Below are 19,712 nucleotides of genomic sequence, written 5' to 3'. Positions count from 1 at the left end.
CCCCTTCCCGCCGCGAGAGGAGCAGCATGCCCGGGCGTACGCCCAATCATGTCATGCACAGGACGAACCTGTCATTCGTCATCGAATCGCCTTGACGCGGAACCACTGGCCATCCCCCCCTGTGACCGATCGGCTGTGAAGCTCCACCCGACCATTCCATCCGCCCCGCCGAGGGAGTCGCCATGCCCCAAGAGAGCGCAGCGCGAGACATATCCGCCGTCACCGATTTCCTGCTGTCCCGTTTTGCCGAGCTGTTGGACCTGTCCACGAACTCGGTGGACCGCTGGGCGCCGATGCACCGGTACGGACTGGACTCGCTGAAGTCGGTGAGCCTCGCCACCGCCCTGTCCGAGTTCCTCGGCTGGCAGGTCCCGGCCACCTGGATGTGGCAGTACCCGACCCTCGACGGCCTGGCCCGGGCACTCGTCGACGGCCCGCGTGCCGCGGAGCCCGCCCCGAGCACCGAGCGCCGCACGCCCTCGAACGAGCCGGTCGCGATCGTCGGCATCGGCTGCCGCTTCCCCGGAGGGCCGGACCCGTCCGCGTTCTGGCGGCTGCTGGTCGAGGGCGGCGACGCCGTCGGGCCGGTGCCGGCCGCCCGCCGCGAGCTGCTGAACGACCGGGTGCGCTGGGGCGGGTTCATCGACGGCATCGACCGTTTCGACCCACTGTTCTTCGGCATCTCGCCCCGCGAGGCCGTCCAGATGGACCCTCAGCAGCGGCTGGTCCTGGAGCTGTCCTGGGAGGCACTGGAGGACGCGGGCATCGCCCCCCACAGCCTGGTCGGCAGCGACACCGGCGTCTTCATGGCCTCCTGCTGGGGCGACTACGCCGCCCTGGCGCACTACCGCGGCCCCGACAGCCAGATCACCCCGCACACCGCCACCGGCATGCACGACGGCATCATCGCCAACCGGGTCTCCTACGTCCTCGGCCTGCAGGGCCCGAGCATGGCCATCGACTCCGCCTGCGCGGGGTCGCTCATCTCGGTGCACGTGGGATGCCAGTCGATCTGGCTGGGCGAGAGCGACCTGGTGCTCGCCGGTGGCGTGAACCTGAGCTTCGTCTCCGACTACTACACCGCCATGGACGCGATGGGCGCGCTCGCCCCGGACGGCCGCTGCAAGTCCTTCGACGCCCGCGCCAACGGCTACGTCCGCGGCGAGGGCGCCGGCGTCGTCGTGCTCGCCCCGCTGAGCGTCGCGCTCGAACGCGACCTGCCGGTGTACTGCCTGATCAAGGGCAGCTCCTCCAACAACGACGGCCTGAGCAACGGCATGACGGCGCCGAACCCCCAGGCGCAGGAGAAGATGCTGCGCACCGCCTACCAGCGGGCCGGGATCGCGCCCCACCTCGTGGACTACATCGAGTGCCACGGCTCCGCGACGCCGCTGGGCGACCCGATCGAGGCCAACGCCATCGGCGCGGTCCTCGGCGCCGGCCGCACGGAACCGCTACGGCTCGGCTCGGTCAAGTCCAACGTCGGCCACCTGGAGGCGGCCGCCGGCATCGTCGGCCTGGTCAAGCTCGCGATGTCGATGCGCAACGGCGTGCTGCCGCCGAGCCTCCACTACACCGCGCCGAACCCGCAGATCCTCTTCGACGAGTACAACCTCACCGTCCAGGACCGGCTGGAGCCGTGGCCGCGGCGCTCCGACGCCCGTCGCGGCGGCGTCAGCTCCTTCGGGTTCGGCGGCTCGATCTGCCACGTCGCCGTCGAGGAACTGCCGCGCCCCGAGGCCTCGCTCCTGCTGCTCGCCGCCGACTCCCGCGAGGCGCTGGCCGAGCGGGCCCGGGCACTGCGCGACGCGACCGACCTGCGCGCGCTCTGCCGCCGCACCCCCGGCGACGGCCCCTTCCGGCTCGCCGCCACCGCCCGCGACATGGCCGAGCTCAGGAGCGGCCTCGACGCCTTCGAGAGCGGTGCGAAGGCCCCCGGACTGAGCGTCGGCGAGACGGCCGGCCGCAGGCCGCGGGTGGCGTTCCTGTTCTCGGGCAACGGCTCGCAGTGGGTCGGCATGGGCCGCCAACTGCTCGCCGGCCAGCCCGTGTTCCGCCGGTCCATGATGAAGTCCGACAAGCGGATGCGGGAGCTGCTGGGCTTCTCGCTGGTCGAGCAGTTGCTTTCCCCCGACGGCCGACTCGACGACATGGACGTCTTCCAGCCGCTGCTGTTCTCCCTCCAGGTGGCGCTGGCCGAGACCTGGCGCTCGCTGGGGGTGGAGCCCGACGTCGTCGTGGGCCAGAGCGTCGGCGAGTTCGCCGCCTCCCACATCGCCGGCGCCCTCGACTTCGACGACGCCTCCCGCCTGGCCGCCCACCACGGCCGGCTCCTCCAGCTGCTGGCCGTCGGCCGCGGCGAGGGCATCGTGGTGATGACCCCCGCGGACGAGGTCCGGCCGCACCTGACCGGCGGGCTCACCCTCTCCGGCCACAACGGCCTCAACTCCACGCTCGTCACCGGCACCCCGCAGGAGATCGACGACCTCGTCGGGCGGCTGACCGAGGCGGGCGTCACCAACCACCGGGTGCGGATGGGCCACGCCCCGCACTCCCCGCTGGTCGACCACGTCCTCGCCCCGCTGAAGGTCGAGCTCGAGGGCATCCGGCCCCGGACCACCCGCATCCCGATGATCTCGACGGTCACCGGCGAACTCGTCGACGGCGCCGAACTCGGGCCGGACTACTGGGCGGACAACCTGCGCCGGGAGATCCGGGTGGTCGACGCCCTGACGAAGCTGCGCGACCACGACATCGACGCGGTGATCGAGATCAGCCCGCACCCCCTCCTGCTCAAGTCGGCCTCGGAGATCCTGCCGGCCACCACCCTGCCCTCCCTGCGGCGCGGCGCCGACGAGGCCTCGACCCTGCTCGGCTCGCTCGGCGCGCTGTACACCGCCGGGCACCCCGTCGCCGCCCACCCCTTCCTGGCCGGCGACCGGGGACGGCACGTCGCGCCGAGCCCGGGCGACGCCCCGGCCGACGGACAGCTGCACCTGGTGCCGATCTCCGCCCGTACCGCGGACGCGCTGACCGACACCTGCCGCGAGCTGTCCAACCACGTCGAACGCGACCCGGGCCTGCGGGTCGCCGACCTCGCCTACACCCTCGCCGCCCGGCGCAGCCACCACGGCCACCGGATCGCGCTGTTCGCCCGCGACCGGCAGGACGTCCTGGACGGACTCGCCCGGGTCGCCGCCGGCCAGGCGCACCCCGACGTCGTCACGGGCACCGTCTCCGGCAACGCCGACCGGCGGGTGGCGCTGGTGTTCTCCGGCGGCGGCACCCAGTGGGTCGGCATGGGCCGCGAACTGCTGCGCTCGCACGCCGGCTTCCGCAGCTGGATGAACGCCTGCGACGCCGCCGTGCGCGCGGCCGGCGGCTGCTCCGTGCTGGAGCACCTCGCCGCCCCCGCGGACGAGGCCAGGTACGAGGAGATGGACTTCCAGCAGCCCGTGCTGTTCGCCCTGCAGGTCTCGCTGGCGAAGGTCTGGCTCGACCTGGGCATCGAGCCGACGGCCGTCGTCGGGCACAGCCTGGGCGAGGTCGCGGCCGCCTGCGTGGCCGGCGCGCTGTCGCTGGAGGACGCCGCCCGCGTCGTGGTCGCGCGCTCGCACCTGCTGGAGCGCAAGGCCGCCGAGGGCGCCATGATCTCGGTCGACCTGCCGGAGGAGGAACTGCGGCCGCGGCTCGCGCCGTACGCCGGGCAGGCCGCCATCGCCGTGGTCAACAGCCCCACCAGCGCGGCGGTCTCCGGCTCGCCCGAGGCCGTCGACGCCCTGGAGGCCGAGCTCGGGCGGGACGGCGTCTCAGTGCGGCGGATCCGGGTCGAACGGCCGGTGCACAGCCCCGGCATGGACCCGCTGATCGAGCCGCTGCGCGCGAGCATCGACGGCATCACCCCGCTCGCCCCGGCGATCCCGTTCCACTCCACCGCGCTGGCCGGCGCGGTGAACCCGGTCGCCGACGTCGACTACTGGGTGCACAACCTGCGCGACCAGGTCCGGTTCGCCGAGACGATCGGCGCGCTGGTCGACCGGGGCGTCTCCACCTTCATCGAGATCGGCCCGCACGAGACGCTGCGCGGTGCGGTCGAGGAGATCGGGCTGTCCCGCGGCGCCCGGGTGCACGCGATCAACTCCCTGCGGCGCGAGGAGAGCGACGTCCGCTGCCTGCTGGGGGCCGCCGCCTCGCTGTACGTCAGGGGCCTGCCGCTGACCTTCGACTCCCTCTTCGCCGACGACGTCGAGGTGGTGGAGACCCCGCTCGTCCAGTGGCAGAAGGAGCGCTACTGGATCGACACCGAGCCCCGCCCCGCGGCCGCGCCGGCCCCCGCCGTCGAGACCGTGGCCGTGGCCGCCGCCGTGGCCGCTCCGGTCGAGGCGCAGCCCGCGCAGACGCGGACGGCGGAGCGGCCGGTGGCGGAGGTCGTCCTCGCCGAACTGGCCGACGCGCTGGGCGTTCCGGTGAGCCGGTTCGACGAGAACGCCGGGCTGCGCGACTTCGGCCTCGACTCGATGCTGGCGATCCGCCTCGTCAACCGGATGCAGGCGGTGCTCGGGCACCGGGTCTCGCCGGTGGTGTTCCTGGACGGGCGCTCGATCGCCGAGGTCGTCGGCCACTTCGTCGGGATCACCGGTGGACCGGCCGCGCCCGTGCCCGCGGCCGGGTCGGCGGCGCAGGCGCCCCGGGCATCGGCGGCAGCCCCGGCCCCGGTCCCGGCCCAGCAGGCCCCGGCCCAACAGTCGTTCCTGGACGGCCTGTCCGAACTGGACGCCGAGGAGCTGGTGGAGGAACTGGACGCGCGCGGGCTGCTGGAGGCCACCGACGCGCCGGCCCTGGAGCAGCTGCGCGCCGACGGCCTCGGGCTCGCGGTGGCGCCGGCCTCGCACGGCCAGGCCTCGCTCTGGTTCATGCAGATGGTCGCGCCCGACGCCGTGCCCTACAACTTCATGGTGACCGCCCGGATCCGGACGGCGGTCGACGAGGAGGCCCTGGAGCGGGCCGTGCTGGCCGTGATGGACCGGCATCCCGCGCTGCGCACCGTCTTCGTGGAGGCGGGCGGCAGCCCGTACCAGGTCATCCTGGACGAGCCGGTGTACGAGTTCCTCGTGGTGGACACCTCCGACCTGGACGACGAACAGGCCCGCGAGGAACTGGCCCAGTACGGCCACGAGCCGCTCGACATGGACAACGGGCCGCTGGTGCGGATCGTCCTGATGCGGCGCGGGCCGTCCGACCACTACCTGCTGGTGCTCGTCCACCACATCGCGTCGGACGCGGCCTCGGCCGACGTCATGATCCGCGAGCTCCAGGAGTACTACGAGGGCGCCGACCCGGCCCGCGTCGCGCCGGTCGCCCCGTACACCGAGTTCGTCGAGTGGGAGCGGCAGTGGCTGGCCGGTCCGGCCGCCGAGGCGGCACTGGACTGGTGGTCCCGGAAGCTGGCCGACCCGCCCGCCCACCTCGACCTCTCCAGCAAGGAGCGGCCGCCGGGCGTCACCTACGAGGGCCGTGACATCGCGTTCCGCTGGAGCGCCGAGGAGACCCGCCTGCTGCGGGAGTTCGCGGTGCGCGAGGGCGTGTCGGTCAGCACCGTCGTCCTGGCCGGGTTCTTCGCCACGCTCAACCGCGCGGCCGGGATCGAGGACTCGGTGCTGGCCACCGCCATCGCCCAACGGGCCGAGGCCGGCTGGGAGTCCGCCATCGGCTACTACCTCAACACCGTGCTGGTGCGGGCGAACCCCTCCGGCGAGCGCAGCTTCCGCGAGCTGCTGCGCGAGGTCCACGCGTTCTCGCTCGGCCTCCTGGAGCACATGAACTACCCCCTCGACCTGCTGGCCTCCCAGCTGAAGCCGCCGCGCCACGAGGGCCGCTCCCCGTGGTTCGACGTGGTGGTCAACTGGCTGTCCTCGGACGCCTTCCCCCGCTCCGTGAAGCTCTTCCACGGAGTCGGCGAGACCCTCACCCCGGACGGCGCGCTGCCGCTCGAGCCGCTCCAGGTGCGCAGGCACCTCGCCAAGTTCGACCTGGAGATCTCCATGGCCGACATCGACGGCAGGGTGGCCGGCCACGTCCAGTTCAAACCGAGCTACCTGGATCGGCGGACGGTGACGGCGCTGCTCGCGCTGTACCGCACCGTGCTCTTCGACTCGATCGCCCGACCCGACCAGGCCCTCGGCGCCATCGCGCCGGCCGGCCTTCCCAAGGAGACGGACCGTTGACCGATACCCTGCACTCCGAGTTCATCGCCCAGGCCCTCAAGAACCCCGACGCGACCGCGGTCTACTCCGACGCCGGCGTGCTGACCTACGGCGAGCTGAACGAGCGGTCCCGGGCGCTGGCCGAGCGCCTCATCGCCGACGGCGCGGGCCCCGGCGTCCCGGTCGGCATCTGCGTCGAGCGCACCCCCGACCTGCTGGTGGCGATCCTGGCGGCCCTGCGCACCGGTTCCTGCTACCTGCCGCTGGACCCGAACTACCCCGCCGACCGGCTGGGCTTCATGGTCCAGGACAGCGGGACCCGCCTGCTGCTCACCACGCCCGCGTCCCGGACCAGTTGCCCGCCCGGCCCGACGGTGGTGACGCTCGGCGCCACCGTGACGACCGAGCCCGGTGCCAAGCCCGTGGCGGTCGTGCCCGACGACACCGCGTACGTCATCTACACCTCGGGCTCCACCGGCAAGCCCAAGGGCGTCGCCGTCCGGCAGTCCGGCGCCGTGGCGATGCTCGCCGAGATGGACCGGGTCCTGGAGGGCTGCGACCTGAGCGGCGTCTCGGCGGCGAGCTCGGTCTGCTTCGACCTGTCCGTGATGGAGATCTTCAACGCGCTGTGCCGCGGCGGCGCGGTCGTGCTCGTCGAGAGCGCCGTGCACCTGCCGGAGAGCCGGTACGTGGACCGGATCACCCACCTGTCCGTCGTCCCGTCGGTCATGAACGGCCTGCTCGACGCCGGCGCCGTTCCCCCGAACGTGCGCTCCATCGTGTTCGGCGGCGAGGCCCTGCGCCGCAAGCTGGTGGACCGCGCGTACCGGGAGACCGGCGCCACCCGGGTGTTCAACGCCTACGGCCCCACCGAGGGCACCGTCTTCTGCTCCTTCGGCCTGGTGCCCGAGAACGGGACCGACGAGCCGACCATCGGCCCGCCGACCACCACCGACCTGGTCTACGTGCTCGACGAGAACCTGAGGCCGCTGCCGGTCGGCGAGGCGGGCGAGCTCTACCTCGGCGGCGTCGGCCTCGCGCACGGCTACGTCAACCGGCCGCGCACCACCGCCGAGCGGTTCCTGCCGGACCCGTTCCGCAGCGGCGAGCGGATGTACCGCACCGGGGACGTCGTCAGGTTCACCGAGGACGGCGAGCTGCGGTTCCTCGGCCGCTCCGACCACCAGGTCAAGCTGCGCGGCTACCGGATCGAGCTGGAGGAGGTCGAGGCCCGGCTGACCGCCTGCCCCGAGGTCCGGGAGGCCGCCGCCGTCGTCCGGGGCAACCGGCTCGTCGGCTACGTCGTGCCCGCGGGCGACGCGGCGCCGCAGGACGGCCCCCGGCTGGACCCTGCGCTCCAGGGCGCCGTCACCGGCAGGCTCGCCGCCGAACTGCCCGACTACATGGTGCCCGCGACGCTCGTGGTCCTGGACGCCCTCCCGCTGGGCCCGGGCGGCAAGCTCGACCGCAACGCCCTGCCCGAGCCGCCGGCCGCCGACACCGACGGGCCGCTGACCGCCGCGAGCACGCCGACCGAGGTGGCGCTGTCGGAGATCTGGGGCCAGCTGCTCGACCTCGAGCCGTCGAGCATCGACGTGCAGTCCGCCTTCTACGACCTCGGCGGCGACTCGCTGCTGCTCGTCCGCCTCGCCCGGCTGATGACCCGGCGCTTCGACCGCCGCGTCCGGGTGCCCGACCTCTTCAGCTTCCGCGACATCGCCTCCCTCGCCCGCTGGCTCGACGACGAGAGCGGCGCCACCCCCGAGGTGGTCGAGTCCGCCCGTCAGCGGGCCGGCGCCCGCCGTGCCGCCCTGCGCGGCCGCGGCGGCGCCACCGGCCGCTGAGCCACGTCCCCCCACCCGACACGAAGCAGGAGCCTTCCATGACCCTCAGCCCCGAGCAGGAGTACGACCCGGGTGACGTGGCCGTCATCGGCATGTCCCTACGGGCGCCCGGCGCCCGGACCAAGGAGCAGTTCTGGGACGTCCTCGTCAACGGCCGGGAGACCATCTCCTTCCTGGCCAAGGACGACATCCACGTCGACGAGACCCTGATCCACAGCCCGTTCTACGTCCGGGCCTGCGGCGTGCTCGACACGTACGACAAGTTCGACCCGTCGGTGTTCGGCATCAGCGACCGGATGGCGGCCGCGATGACCCCGGAGAACCGGCTGTACCTGGAGAGCGCCTGGGAGGCCCTGGAGGACGGCGGCTACGACCCGGACCGGCTCAAGGCCGAGGTCGGCATGTACGGCGCCAACAACCCGCAGACCGCCGCGCTCTACAGCTCCCCGCCGGACCGGGTGTCGGTCGGCCCCGAGGCGATCGAGGCCAGCCTGGCGTGGTCGCCGGACACCATGACCTCCAACGCGCTGTACTACATGGGGCTCACCGGTGAGGCCGTCACCCTCGCCGCCGTCTGCGCGGGCTTCCACTACTCGGTGCACCTGGCCTGCCAGTCGCTGCTGCTCGGCCAGAGCGACCTGGCGATCGCCGGCGGCGCGATGGTCCGCATGCCGCACCCCCGCGGACACCTGTGGGAGGAGAACCGCATCCTGTCGCGGGACGGCCACTGCCGCCCGTTCGACGCCAACGGCACCGGCACCGCGCTGTCCAGCGGTGTGGTCACCGTGCTGCTGAAGCCGCTGGGCCGGGCCGTCGCCGACCGCGACCACGTCTACGCCGTGGTCCGGGGCACCGCCGTCAACAACAACGGCGTCAGCGCGATGGCCTACGGCCTGGCCCAGCCCGAGCGGCTGAGCGCGTGCATCGCCGCCGCCATGGAGGTGGGCGGCGTCACCCCGGACACCGTGTCCATGTACGAGGCCAACGGCCTCGGCCTGCCGGTGACCGACGAGCTCGAAGTGCACGCGGCGACGATGGCGTTCGGCAAGCAGACCGCGACCACCTCGATCGGCGGGGTCAAGAGCAACGTGGGCCACGGCGGCGTGGTGTCCGGCGGCTTCGGCATGGTCAAGGCCGCACTGTCGCTGTACCACCGGACGCTCCCGGCGACGATCAACCTGACGGAGGTCAACCCGGACCTCGACTTCCCCAGCACCCCCTTCGTGCCGCAGATCGAGGGCGCGGCCTGGGAGCCGGAGGCCGGCATCCGCCGCGCGGGCATCACCTCGATCGGCGGCGGCGGCTACAACGCCCACCTGGTGCTGGAGGAGCCGCCGACGCCCGCCGGGCGCGCCCCCGAGGACGCGGGCAGGCCGCGGCTGGCCACCCTGTCCGCCGTGGACGACGAGGCGCTGGCCCGTCAGCGCACCCGCCTCAAGGAGCGGCTGGAGGCCGACCCGGACCTGCGCCTGGACGACGTCTGCTTCACCCTCAACCTCGGCCGCAAGGTGATGGCCCGCCGCTGGGCGGCCGTGGTCCGCAGCCGCGAGGAGCTGATCGCGGCGCTGTCCGGCGACCTCGCCGGCGGTCCGGTCACCTCGACCGCCGCCGCCCCGCGGACGGACCCGAACGCCTTCTCCCGCACCGACGAGGGGATCGTGCCGTCCGGCCAGGACGCACCGGCGCTGGCCGACCTGGCGGCCGCCTGGGTGACCGGCCAGCAGGTGGACTTCGACGCCCTGCACCGGGACGGGGCGGGCCGGCGCGTACCGCTGCCCACCTACCCCTTCCAGCCCCGCCGCTTCTGGCGCACGGACTGGTGAGCATGAGCGCACCGGCACTGGACACCGTGGACCTGGGCGACCCGGCCACCTTCGCGGACCACGACCTCCACGGGTACTGGCGCACCCTGCGGGACACCGCGCCGATGCACTGGAACCCGCCGGTCGGCGGCCGTCGGGGGTTCTGGGTGCTCTCCCGCTACGACGACATCATGGCCACCTACCGGGACAACGTGAACTTCACGTCCCAGCGCGGCAACGTGCTCGTCACCCTCCTGGAGGGCGGCGACGCCGGGGCCGGCCGGATGCTGGCCGTCACCGACGGGCCCCGGCACCTGGAGCTGCGCAAGATCCTCCAGCGGGTGCTCTCGCCGCGGGTGCTCGACGCGGTCGCACAGACCGTCCGGGTCAACACCCGGCAGTGGATCCGCGAGGCGGTCGAGTCCGGCGGCTGCGACTTCGCGGAGCAGATCGCCAGCCGGATCCCGATGACCACGATCTCGAACCTGCTCGGCGTGCCCGAGCGGGACCGGGACTACCTGCTCTCGCTGACCAAGACCGCGCTGTCGGCGGACGACGAGGACGTCGACGAGGTCGACTCCGAGATGGCCCGCAACGAGATCCTGATGTACTTCATGGACATCGTCGAGGAGCGGCGCGAGTCACCGGGCGAGGACGTGATCAGCATGCTGATCGGCAGCGCCGTCGACGGGGTGCCGCTGTCCGACGAGGACGTCGTGCTGAACTGCTACAGCCTGATCATCGGGGGCGACGAGACCAGCCGGCTGACGATGATCGACTGCGTCCGCACCCTGGCGGCCCAGCCCGAGCAGTGGCGCCGGCTCAAGCACGGCGAGGTCGCGGTCGAGACCGCCGTGGACGAGGTGCTGCGCTGGGCCTCGCCCACGATGCACTTCGGGCGCAGCGTCGAGCGGGAGACCGAACTGCACGGCGTGCGGCTGCGACCGGGCGAGATCGTCACGCTCTGGCACGCCTCCGGCAACCGCGACGAGCGGGTCTTCGCCCGGCCCGAGGTGTTCGACCTCGGCCGCACCCCCAACAAGCACCTGGCCTTCGGCTACGGCCCGCACTTCTGCGTGGGCTCGTACCTGGCCAAGGTGGAGATCGCCGAACTGCTCAAGGCCCTGCGGGACTTCACCCTCGGCTTCGAGCAGACCGACGAGGCGCTGCCCATCCGGTCCAACTTCCTGACCGGGTTCTCCACCATGCCGGTGCGCTTCGCACCCGATCACTCCGGACTGAAAGAGGTCGACCGATGAACGGCAACCCCTTCGACGGCGGGGAGGGCGACTGGCTGGTCGTCGTGAACGCCGCCGAGCAGTACGCGCTGTGGCGGCCGCACCTGGCCGTACCGGACGGCTGGCGGATCGCCCACTCCTGCCCGGACCGTGAGGGCGCCCTCGACTACGTCGAGCAGCACTTCACCACCGCGGTGGGAACGCCGGCGGCCTGACCCCACCACCCGACCAGCGACCGCGGGAGTGCGGATGAACATCTACATGTCAGGACAGGGCGCGTTCGCGGTGCAGGCCGCGGAAGCCCTCCTGGACAACGGGCACAAGATCGTCGGCGCGGCCGCGCCCCGGCTGCGCAAGGGCAAGTCCGACGAGAGCGACGCGATGGCCTGGGACCGCCTGCGGGCCTGGGCGTTCCCCCGGGACATCCCCTGGACGGACTCGGCCGAACTGCGCGCGCGGCACATCCCGGACGGGGTGGACGTCATCGTCGCCGCGCACTCGCACGCCTTCCTCGGCCGCCAGACGCGCGCCAGGGCCTCCGTCGCCACCATCGGGTACCACCCCAGCCTGCTGCCGCTGCACCGCGGCCGGGACGCGATCCGGTGGACCATCCGCGACGGCGACAAGGTGACGGGCGGGAGCGTCTACCACCTCACCGAGCGCACCGACGGCGGCCCGCTCGCCGCCCAGGAGCACCTGTTCGTGCCCCCGGGCTCGACCGCCCAGAGCCTGTGGCGCGACCACCTGGCTCCGCTCGGGGTGCGACTGCTGCTCAAGGTGGTCGCCGACCTCGCCGCGGACCGGCGGATCGAGGTGCCCCAGGACGAGAAGCTGGCGACCTGGGAGCCGGCGATGGACACCCAGCCGCTGTTCAAGCCGGAACTGATCGCCCTGCCCGGCAACATCCGGGTCGACAGCGACAAGTGGGCGCTGCACGAGGGCTGAGCGCGACGCTCCGCCCCGACAACCGCATAGATGTGGGCAACTCAGCAGGTGTCCCCGGGTGTTCGGCACTCCGGGGGCACCTGCGGCGCTTCCTCGCCGCCCCGGGCGGCCGTCCGTTCCCGTGTTCGTTCCGGGCGGACCGTTGCCGGGAGGTGACGCCACGCCCGAAGCTACGATGGTCACCCGGCGGCCGGCCCCGCGCACCAGCGCCGCCGGAACCTGAAGTGGCGGCGTAGGAGGCGGAGATGGCGGAAGCCGGGGCGAGCACGCTCGCCGAGAGGATCGAGGCGCTGTTCCGCACGGTCCGGCGCCCCAACCGGGAGCAGTACAGCAACGAGGACGTGGCGCGCGCCTGCCGCGAGGCCACCGGCGAGACCTTCTCGGCCACTTACCTGTGGCAGCTGCGCACCGGCAAGCGCGACAACCCGACCAAGCGGCACCTGGAGGCGCTGGCGAGGTTCTTCCACGTCTCGCCCGCCTACTTCTTCGACGACCGCTCCGAGGAGATCCTCGCCGAACTCGCCCTCCTGGAGGCGCTGCGGGACGCCGGCGTCCGGAACATGGCGCTGCGGGCGGTGGAACTGTCGCCCGAAGCCCTGGACACGGTCTCCGATGTGATCGAGACTATCGCTCGCCGGGAGGCGGCCAGGAGCAAGCCCTCCCCCTGAGCACGACGTGGTGCCGCCGAGCAGGCACCCCGCGACGGTCGGCCGGCCACGTCGGCCCCGGCGGACAGGCGAGGCGCGCATTGCGGTGGATCCGACGGCACGGCGGACTGATGCGGCGATGTCGCGCGATCGGCGACTCGCTCGAACTCCCCGATCCGTTCGACGCCGCCGAACTCGTCGCCCGCCTCGCCCGGGACCGCGGCCGGCCCATCGACCTGATCGCCGTGCCCGCCCGGCCCGGGGCGCCCTGCGGACTGCTGGTGACGACCGGTCAGGCCGACTACATCGTCTACGCCGAGGACACCAGCGAGGTGCACCGCCAGCACATCCTGGTGCACGAGTACGCCCACCTCCTGCTGGGCCACGCCGACGGCTCCTCGCCCGACCCGGGCCTCACCCGCGGGCTGCTGCCGCACCTGTCCCCGACGCTGATCGGCAAGGTCCTGGGACGCACCGTCTACCTCGAACCCCAGGAGCAGGAGGCCGAGTTGCTCGCCTCGCTGATCCTCAAGCGCGCCCTGCTGCCCGGCGGCCACCCGTCGGGCGCCCAGTCCCGGGACGCCGAGTGGGCGCACCGGCTCTTCCCCCTGCTGGGCGCGCGCCGCCCACCGGGCCCGCATGGCTGACCCCGTCCTCGCCTTCGCCGCGGTCCTCCTGCTCGGCCTGAGCACCTACCGGTTCCTCGCGGGCCGACGCCGCGGCCGCTCGCCGGCCCTGCGCTACACCTGCTGCTTCGCCTGGTGCTTCGGCGCCTTCCTCGCCCTGATGGCCGGCCAGACCAGGGCGGACATCGACCACGGAACGGGCCTGGCGGGCCTGTCCGGCATGCTCATCGACCACCTGAAGACGGGCTCCGCCGGGTTCCTCGCGCTGACGACCCTCGCCCTGCGCCGGCCCGCGGCCGACGCCCGGGCGCTGCGGCGCCGCCAGGCCGGCACCGCCCTCGCGGTCCTCTCCGCGACCGTCCTGTTCCTGCTCGCCGGGATCCGCGAGGACGGCGGCCAGATGGTGGCCACCGGCCCCTACGGGCGTGCGGCGCTGGCCGGTTACGACCTGGTCATCGCCGGGTACGCGGCCGGCTGCCTGGTCACCCTGCTGCGCCAGACGCTGTACTGGACCCGCCAGGCCGACAGCACGGCCCTGCGCACGGCGCTCGGCCTGGTCACCCTCACCAACGCCGTCGGCCTGTGCTGGGCCGCGTGGGGCCTCGACGACGTCCTCGGCGCGCTGCGCTCGGGCCGTCAACTGAGCACCGAGGACCCGGTCTCACTGGCGCTCGGGCGTCTGTGCGCGGTCCTGCTGCTGGCCGGCGCCACCACCCTGCTGTGGGCGCGCGCCGGTCGCGCCGCCCGACGGTGGCGGGCCGCGTACCGCAGCTACCGGTCGCTCGGGCCGCTGTGGCGGGCCCTGTACGCGGCCTTCCCGCAGATCGCCCTCACCGCGGGCCGGATCACCGCGGGCCGGATGCCTCCGGCCGACGCCGAACTCGCGCTCTACCGCCGGGTCATCGAGATCCGGGACGGGCTGCTGATCCTGCGCCGCTACCGCACGGCCGAAGCCCCTTCCGGCCCAGGCGACTCCTCCGCCGAGGCCCCCTCCGCCGACACCGGAGCCGACACCGGAGCCGAGACCGGAGCCGCCGCGCGGACCGAGGCCGCCCGGATCGCCGACGCCTTGCGCCGCGCCCGCACCGCGGCTCCCGACGGCCCCCTCCCCGGCACCCCGCCCTCGGCCGAGCCGCACCTGCCGCACAGCGGCAGCATGGAGGCCGAGACCCGTTGGCTGGGCCAGATCGCCCAGGCGCTGCGGACCCTGCCGCCACTGCCGGCCGGCCCGGCGGGCGACTGAACGCCGAGGCGCCGCCGTCCCCTCGCCGAATCCGCGCGCAAAAACCAGATTCGAGATTCCCGATATCCCGCAGCCCGAACAACTCGGCACCGATCAAGCCGAGTTATTCCGCATGGAATTCCTGACGGTCAGCCAAGCCGGTGCGGGAATTCCTCCGCCGGGGATGCTCCGCCGGCGGCCACGGCACCCGGGAACCACCGGACCGTCCGTACGCGTCCCGTATCCGGGGCACGGCAGTGGACCGCCTTCGCGACGCACCGTCACCCCGCTCGCACCGCCGCCACCCGCGACACCCCCGGTGACCAGCATCGACAACCCGGAGATGTGACCTGCGCCACCCCAATCGGGGTGCCGCACCGAAGCTGTCGGTCACCGTTCGCCACCGCCGCGCGGGGGTCTGGACCACCTCCCGGGGCCACGCATCCCTGTGATCTCCGCCACAGCACTTCAGATGGTTTGTCCGGTTTTACCTGAGCTGCTCCCCTCTGCCGACACATCGACAAGGGCACGCGTCCGCCCGGATTTCTCATGAACCTTTGACACCTGATTAAGCGTCCATAAAGATCCGCTCAAACTTCGCCCACATTACGGAAGTCGGAGCTTACGCACAGTGAGAACAGCAGCAAGACGGTCGGGCAGTCTGCTCGCCGCGGCACTCGCCGCGGTCGCGCTGACCGCCACGGCGGTGGTGCCGGCCGCCGCCGCCATAGGCGGAACCCCACCGCTCGGCGTGACGGACGCCCAGGACAGCGCCGAGACCCTGGCCGTCCACGAGGCCACCCGCACCGGCAAGCCGGTCGAGGTGGCGGCCAAGCGCAGCGAAACCAGTGACACCGTCGCCCAGCCCGACGGCAAGCTGAAGACCACCACCTACGTCCAGCCCAAGCGGGTGCGCAAGAACGGCACCTGGGTGGACCTCGACCCCACGCTGCAGTCGCTGCCCGGCGGCGCCGTCGCCCCCAAGGGATCGACCGCCGACCTGCGGTTCTCCGGTGGCGGCAGCGAACCGCTGGTCACGATGGCCCGGGCCGGCAAGGAGCTGAAGCTCAGCTGGCCGAAGCCGCTGCCCAAGCCGAAGGTCAACGGCGCGACCGCCGAGTACACGTCGATCCTGCCCGACGTGGACCTGCGGCTGTCCGCCACCAAGACCGGGTTCACCCAGGTCATCGTGGTGCACACCCCCGAGGCCGCCAAGAACCCCGAGCTGGACCAGCTCCGGCTCGGCCTGCAGGGCACCGGCCTGACGGTCAGCCAGGAGGCGGACGGCACCCTCAAGGCGAAGGACCCGTCCGGCGGCGGCACCGTCTTCGAGGCGCCCGTCCCGGTGATGTGGGACTCCTCCAAGCCGGCCACCGCCACGCCTAGTGCCCCCGCGAGCGCCCCGGCGAACACCCCGGCCGCCGCTCCGAAGATGCTCAAGGCCGCCCCGCAGGCGGCGCCGCGGGCCGAGGCCCCCGCCGCCGGTCCGAGCGATTCCGCCGCCGCCGGCCTGGGCGACCTGCCCGGCGAGGGCGCCAAGATGACCCGGCTCAAGGTGGACCTGCCCAAGGACACCCTGGTGCTGTCGCCCGACCAGGGCATGCTGGACGCGCCGGACACCGTCTACCCGGTGATGATCGACCCGGCGTGGAACACCCCCCACGCCGGCGACTGGGCGGGCGTCTCGCGCACCTACCCGAACCAGGCGTACTGGCACTTCACGTACAACAGCAACTACGTCCACGACTGGGGCGTCGGCTACTGCGGCGACACCTCGCGGTGCGCTCCGACCGACGTGAAGCGGGCCTTCTTCCAGGTCTCCAACCCCTTCGTCGGCAAGCAGATCCTCAGCGCCACCTTCGGCACCTACGAGAGCTGGTCGTACTCCTGCGACGCCCGGCCCGTCGAGCTGTGGAACACCGGCTACATCTCCCCCGGCCTGACCTGGAACGGCCAGAACGCCTCCGGGTTCTGGGGCCGCTACCTGCAGACCATCAACACCGCCAAGGGCTGGAGCGGCAGCTGCCCCGGCGGCTGGCTGGAGTACGGCCAGGACGGCGCGGTGCGCAACCTCGTCCAGGACGCCGCGAACTGGGGCTGGCCGACCATCAGCTTCGGCCTGAAGGCCCAGAACGAGGGCGACACCCTCGCCTGGAAGCGCTTCACCGACGACGCCTACCTGTCGGTGTACTACAACCTGCGGCCCAACCAGATCCCGATGTCCGACATGACGATGTCGCCGGGCTCGGTCTGCCAGTACCCGGGCATCAGGATCAACAAGATGCCCCAGGTCACCACCCGGGCCTCCGACCCGGACGGCGAGGCCGTCGGCGTGCAGTTCGCGGTCGGCTGGGACGACGGCACCGGCCTGCGCCGGCGCTGGTGGTCCACCGGCTCGGAGGACGCCGCACCGGGGTCCGACACCTTCAAGGGCTCCGGCTCGATGTTCTCCTGGCCGCTGCCGACCAGCCTGCCGCAGAACCTCCAGCTCGACTGGGAGGCCCGTGCCTGGGACGGCGCCCAGTGGGGGCCGTGGTCCTCCGACGGTGACCCGACCGGCTGCTACTTCATCGTCGACACCTCCGCGCCGGACGGCCCGGCGATCACCTCGGACGCCTACCCGGGCTCCAAGGACGCCTCCGCGCCGCTCCCGTGGACCGACGGCGTCGGCAAGAACGGCTACTTCACCCTGAAGTCCGCCGCCACCGACGTGGTCAAGTACCAGTGGGGCCTGGACACCTCGCCGTCCGCGGCGAACGAGGTCGCCACCAGCGGCGGCGCCGGGCAGACCGTGCGCATCCAGCCGCAGACCGCCGGCGTGCACTTCCTCTCCGCACGCGCCGTCGACGGCTCGGGCAACGCCTCGCAGCCCGAGACGTACTACTTCAACGTGCTCGCCGGACAGACCCAGCGCACCGGTTGGTCGATGGACGACGCGAGCGGCACCAGCGTCACCGGCACCGGCGGCAGCGTCGAGGCCACCCTCGGCTCCGGCGCCACCCCGGGCGCGCCCGGCCACCTCGGCGAGGCCCTCGCCCTGGACGGCACCGCCAACGGCTACGCCGAGACCCAGGGCACGGTGCTGGACACCACCCGCGGCTTCGCCGTCTCCGCCTGGGTCAACCTCACCGGCGACACCACCCGCAACCGGGTCGCGGTCAGTGAGAACGGCAACTGGTCCGCCCGCTTCGCCCTCGGCCTGATGAGCGGCAAGTGGGCGATGTGGACCTCCACCCAGGACACCAACGCCACCTACACCCTGGAGACGGCCAGCTCGGACACCCCCGTGGTGCTCGGCCAGTGGACCCACCTGGTCGGCGTCTACGACCCGGTGGCCAAGACCAGCACCCTGTACGTCAACGGCGTGCCCGGCACCCCGGTGGCCGTCACCGCCACCTGGGACGCGCGCGGCCCGCTGGAGTTCGGCCGCTCCAAGTGGCACGGCAACTGGACCGACCCGTGGAAGGGCTCGGTCGACGAGGTCCGGCTCTGGGACCGCTCCCTCGGCAAGACCGAGGCCGCCGACGTCGCCGCCGACAAGCAGCTCGCCGCCGGCCTGCCCGCCAGGTCCGTCTGGCACCTGGACGGCACCTCCGCCAAGCCCATCGGCACCGCCGAGACCGACAACCTGACCGCCTACAGCGGCGTCGCCCTCGGCCAGCCCGGCATCGCCGACAAGGCGATCCACCTGGACGGCGTCGACGACTACCTGCGCGGCACCCGCCCGCAGGTGGACGGCAGCCGGGACTTCTCCGTCTCGGCCTGGGTGAAGCTGCCCGCGCCGACCGCCGGTGACACCACCGCCAAGATCGCGGTCACCCAGATCGGCCAGCACAACAGCGAGTTCTCGCTGTACTACTCCAGCTACTGGAAGCGCTGGATCTTCGGCCGCTACAAGGAGGACACCTCCGCCGACACCCTGGTGCGCACCTGGCAGCCCGACTGCACCCCGGGCACCCAGATCAACGGCGTGCCGTGCTTCGCCGGCACCACCGGCGAGTGGACCCACCTGCTCGGCGTCTCCGACACCGCCGCCAAGAAGCTGCGCTTCTACATCAACGGCTTCCTGGTCGGCGAGTCGGACTACACCCAGAACGCGCCGTGGGCCAACCCCGGCCCGCTGCAGATCGGCGCCGTCAACCGCGAGGGCGTCAACGGCGAGTTCTTCGGCGGCGACATCGACGACGTGCGCCTGTACGACCGCGTCGTCACCAGCCCGGAGGCCAGCGCGATGGTGCAGCAGCGCCCGCAGCTGGCCGGCCGCTGGAAGCTCTCCTCGGCCACCGGCACCCCGGCCGTCACCCCGGACGAGGGCCCGGCCAAGGCCGGCGCCCAGCTCGGCGGCGGGGCCTCGATCAAGGCCGACGGCGGCGTGCTGCCCGCCCCCGGCACCCTGCTGCTGGACGGCTCCACCGGCTACGCGGCCACCGGCTCCGTCCCGCTGCACACCGGCCAGAGCTTCACCCTGGCCGGCTGGGCGAACACCGCGGGCGTCCCGACCCGGGACATGACGGTGCTGTCGGTCGCCGGCACCAGCAACAGCGCGGTCACCCTGCGCTGGCACACCCTGGGCAAGGACGCCAACGGCCAGCCGACCGGCCAGTGGCAGGCCGAGGTGCGCGACTCCGACGCCACCGGCGCCGTCCGCACCCTGACCGCCCACACCCCGGCCACCTCCGTCCTGGAGAACTGGACGCACCTGGCGGTCACGTACGACGCCTTCTCGGACCGGCTCGCCCTGTACGTCGGCGGCCAGATCGAGAACCAGGGCTGCCAGGACGGCTCGACCGGCTGCACCCCGCACATCTCCTGGACCGGCGCCCCGCAGCCCTACGAGGCGACGGGCGGCGTGCAGTTCGGCCGGAACAAGTCGGCCGGCGCCTGGGGCGAGTACTTCTCCGGTGAGCTGGACGACGTCTGGCTGTACCAGGGCGTGCTGAGCCCCGCTCAGATCGCCAAGCTCGCCGACTACAACGTCGAGCTGAACACCTCCACCGGGGTCTGATCCCCCGTCCTTCCGCGGGCCGGGCGGCTTCCTGCCGCCCGGCCCGTGGTTCGTCACACCCGTTTTCTCCCTGAGGAGTCGTTCCCCCATGAGCAGGAAGAGGTCGGTGCTGCGGCTGCCGGCCCGTACCAGGGTGTCCGCGGTCATCGCGGGCACGCTGGTCGGGTCGCTGCTGCCGGC

At 72.8% G+C, this 19,712-nt stretch carries 10 protein-coding genes; all 10 read left to right on the top strand.

Annotation, left to right across the window (positions count from 1 at the left end; all coding sequences use genetic code 11):
* Positions 1-182 precede the first annotated feature (182 nt).
* The 10 genes from ABZ449_RS23490 (at position 183) to ABZ449_RS23445 (ending at position 19,532) form a co-directional block, all read left to right on the top strand.
* On the top strand, positions 183-6,224 hold the full coding sequence (locus ABZ449_RS23490) for an acyltransferase domain-containing protein (RefSeq protein WP_360349089.1): 6,042 nt from the start codon (positions 183-185) through the stop codon (positions 6,222-6,224).
* Entirely contained in the window at positions 6,221-8,047 is a 1,827-nt protein-coding gene (locus ABZ449_RS23485; RefSeq protein ID WP_360349086.1) for a non-ribosomal peptide synthetase, read from the top strand. Before ABZ449_RS23490 ends, ABZ449_RS23485 begins: the two co-directional genes overlap by 4 nt.
* 38 nt (positions 8,048-8,085) lie before the next feature.
* A complete protein-coding gene (locus tag ABZ449_RS23480; RefSeq protein ID WP_360349083.1) occupies positions 8,086-9,870 on the top strand; it encodes a type I polyketide synthase in 1,785 nt (594 codons plus the stop codon).
* Positions 9,867-11,108, top strand: coding sequence for a cytochrome P450 (locus ABZ449_RS23475; protein WP_360349080.1), 1,242 nt, complete (start codon positions 9,867-9,869; stop codon positions 11,106-11,108). Before ABZ449_RS23480 ends, ABZ449_RS23475 begins: the two co-directional genes overlap by 4 nt.
* A complete protein-coding gene (locus tag ABZ449_RS23470) occupies positions 11,105-11,302 on the top strand; it encodes an MbtH family protein (RefSeq protein WP_360349077.1) in 198 nt (65 codons plus the stop codon). The genes ABZ449_RS23475 and ABZ449_RS23470 overlap by 4 nt, the downstream gene beginning before the upstream one ends.
* A gap of 34 nt (positions 11,303-11,336) precedes the next feature.
* Positions 11,337-12,032: a formyltransferase family protein gene (locus tag ABZ449_RS23465; RefSeq protein ID WP_360349074.1), complete on the top strand. Its 696-nt coding sequence runs from the start codon at positions 11,337-11,339 to the stop codon at positions 12,030-12,032.
* 245 nt (positions 12,033-12,277) lie between these two features.
* Positions 12,278-12,700 (top strand): XRE family transcriptional regulator, encoded by a 423-nt coding sequence (locus ABZ449_RS23460; protein ID WP_360349071.1) that lies wholly within the window; start codon positions 12,278-12,280, stop codon positions 12,698-12,700.
* A gap of 110 nt (positions 12,701-12,810) precedes the next feature.
* The gene (locus tag ABZ449_RS23455) at positions 12,811-13,326 is read left to right on the top strand and encodes a ParH-like protein (protein ID WP_360349068.1); all 516 of its coding nucleotides are present in this window, start codon (positions 12,811-12,813) and stop codon (positions 13,324-13,326) included.
* Positions 13,319-14,548, top strand: a complete 1,230-nt coding sequence (locus tag ABZ449_RS23450; RefSeq protein ID WP_360349065.1) for an MAB_1171c family putative transporter — start codon at positions 13,319-13,321, stop codon at positions 14,546-14,548. Before ABZ449_RS23455 ends, ABZ449_RS23450 begins: the two co-directional genes overlap by 8 nt.
* A gap of 610 nt (positions 14,549-15,158) precedes the next feature.
* Positions 15,159-19,532 (top strand): LamG-like jellyroll fold domain-containing protein, encoded by a 4,374-nt coding sequence (locus ABZ449_RS23445; RefSeq protein ID WP_360349062.1) that lies wholly within the window; start codon positions 15,159-15,161, stop codon positions 19,530-19,532.
* Positions 19,533-19,712 lie beyond the last annotated feature (180 nt).

The sequence above is a fragment of the Kitasatospora sp. NPDC005856 genome (genome assembly GCF_040629945.1).
Taxonomy (GTDB): domain Bacteria; phylum Actinomycetota; class Actinomycetes; order Streptomycetales; family Streptomycetaceae; genus Kitasatospora.
Note: the sequence above shows the minus strand (reverse complement) of the source record. Positions and strands in the feature narration are given on the sequence as shown.